The organism is Candidatus Binatia bacterium, assembly GCA_036382395.1.
In the GTDB taxonomy this organism is placed as follows: domain Bacteria; phylum Desulfobacterota; class Binatia; order HRBIN30; family HRBIN30; genus JAGDMS01.
The window spans coordinates 1-2,055 of the sequence record DASVHW010000270.1; the positions used below are offsets into that span (position 1 = coordinate 1).

2 protein-coding genes are annotated in these 2,055 nt (G+C 63.5%); one reads left to right on the plus strand and one right to left on the minus strand.

Annotation, left to right across the window (positions count from 1 at the left end; genetic code table 11):
* The coding region (locus tag VF515_12545) for a SelB C-terminal domain-containing protein (GenBank protein ID HEX7408464.1) at positions 1-745 on the plus strand (745 nt) is incomplete at its 5' end.
* A 77-nt stretch (positions 746-822) separates the two neighbouring features.
* Here VF515_12545 and asnS read toward each other — a convergent pair.
* The coding region (gene asnS / locus VF515_12550) for an asparagine--tRNA ligase (GenBank protein ID HEX7408465.1) at positions 823-2,055 on the minus strand (1,233 nt) is incomplete at its 5' end.

A 2,055-nucleotide genomic window follows, 5' to 3' on the forward strand; every position in this document is an offset into this window, starting at 1 on the left:
CGAGCCCGATTTTGCGGTGGCGCCCGAGTTTCTGGCCCAGGCAGGAAACCTGGCGATCGACACGATCCGCGAGGTGTTGCGCACGGACCCGCTCCTGCGCCCGCTGCCTGACGCCGCCAACGTCGCGGCCTGCACCACCACCGAGAAGTGGGAAGCGCTGCGCGCCGCGGTGGTAGAGGCACTGCGCCTGTTTCACCAGCGCAACCCGCTCGTGCCCGGCTTGGAAATGGAATCCCTGCGGACGCAGATCGCGCCGGATCTGCCGCCGAAGATCTACCGCACTCTGCTTGATGCGCTGGTTGCCGGAGGGATCATCGCGCGGGCGGACAGCACACTGCGCCTGCCGGCGCATCGGGTGACCTTGAAGCGTGACGAAGAAGAACTGGCCGCACGCGCGGAGACACTGATCACCGCAGGCGGTGTGACCCCACCCGATCTGAAGCAAGTCGAGAGCGCGCTGGGCATGCCGCGGCGGCGGCTGGAGCCCCTCCTGCAGCAGCTCGAACGCGAAGGCAGGGTGGTGAAGATCGCCACGGATATGTACTTCGCCTGCGCCCACCTCGAGCGGGCGCGAACGCTCCTGCGCCAGTACGCCGAGGCACACGGTGACATCAGCGCCGCCACCTTCCGCGATCTGCTGGGCGCCAGCAGGAAATTCAGTATTTCTCTGCTCGACTATTTCGACCGCACGGGGTTCACGCTCCGTGTCGGCGATGTCCGCCGGCTGAGAGCCGCCCCGAAATAGCGGAGAGATTTCGGAGCCGGTGGTTCTGATGCGAAGCTGAACACTCTTCGCTGGCGGCTGACAGCTGCTTCACCACTTCACGGTCGCAGGCGTTCCAGCAGGCGCGGGAATGGTATGGTCTCGCGCACGTGGTGGAGCCCGCACACCCAGGCGACGAGTCGCTCAATGCCCATTCCGAAGCCGGCGTGCGGGACCGAGCCGTAGCGCCGCAAGTCGGCGTACCAGCTGAAGGCTTCCTTGGGGAGTTGGTGGGCCTCGATCTTGTCCTCGAGCCTACGGAGATCGTCCTCGCGTTGTCCTCCCCCGATGATCTCGCCATAGCCCTCCGGCGCGAGCATATCCACGCACAAGGCCACGCGGGGATCCTGCGCATCTGCCTTCATGTAGAAAGCCTTGCACTCCAAGGGGTAGCGGTGGACCAGCACCGGCCGATCGAATGCATTCGAGATGGCGGTCTCTTCATCGCCACCGAAATCCGCTCCCCACTCGACGGTGAAATTGTGCTGGCGGAGCAGGTCGACAGCATCGGTATAGGTGATACGCGGGAACGGCTTCTGTACCCGCTCGAGCGGCACGCAATCGCGCTCGAGATGCTCCAACTCGTGGCGCCGCTCGCGCAGGGTTCGTTGGACCACGTACTCGACGAAGTCTTCCGCCAGATCCATGTCCCCGGCGAGGTCCATGAAGGCGACCTCGGGTTCTATCATCCAGAATTCAGTCAGATGCCGCCGGGTCTTTGATTTCTCGGCGCGAAATGTGGGACCGAAGCAGTACACTTTGCCGAACGCGAACGCACCAGCCTCGGCGTAGAGCTGGCCGCTCTGCGTCAGGTATGCAGGTTCGCCGAAATAGTCGGTGACGAACAACGTCGTCGTCCCCTCGCATGCAGCCGGGGTGAAGATCGGCGCATCGATGAGCGTGAAACCTTTGCCGTCGAAGTAATCACGACAGGCACGGATGATCGTGCTACGCACGCGCAGAATCGCGTGCTGTCGGGAAGAGCGCAGCCACAAGTGACGATGATCGAGCAGGAAAGCGACTCCATGCTCCTTGGGTGTGATGGGATAACTTTCCGCTAACGCTACGACCTGCAGATCCTTGACGGTCAGCTCGTAGCCCAACGGCGCACGGCTGTCGGCGCGGACGGTGCCGCGGACGATCAGCGACGACTCTTGCGTGATGTGGTCGGCGAGGGCGAACTGTTCCGGCGAAACATCGTTCTTGAACACGACGCATTGCAGAATCCCGGTGCCGTCGCGGACTTGGAGGAAATGCAGCTTCCCGCTCGAGCGCTTGTTGTAGAGCCAGCC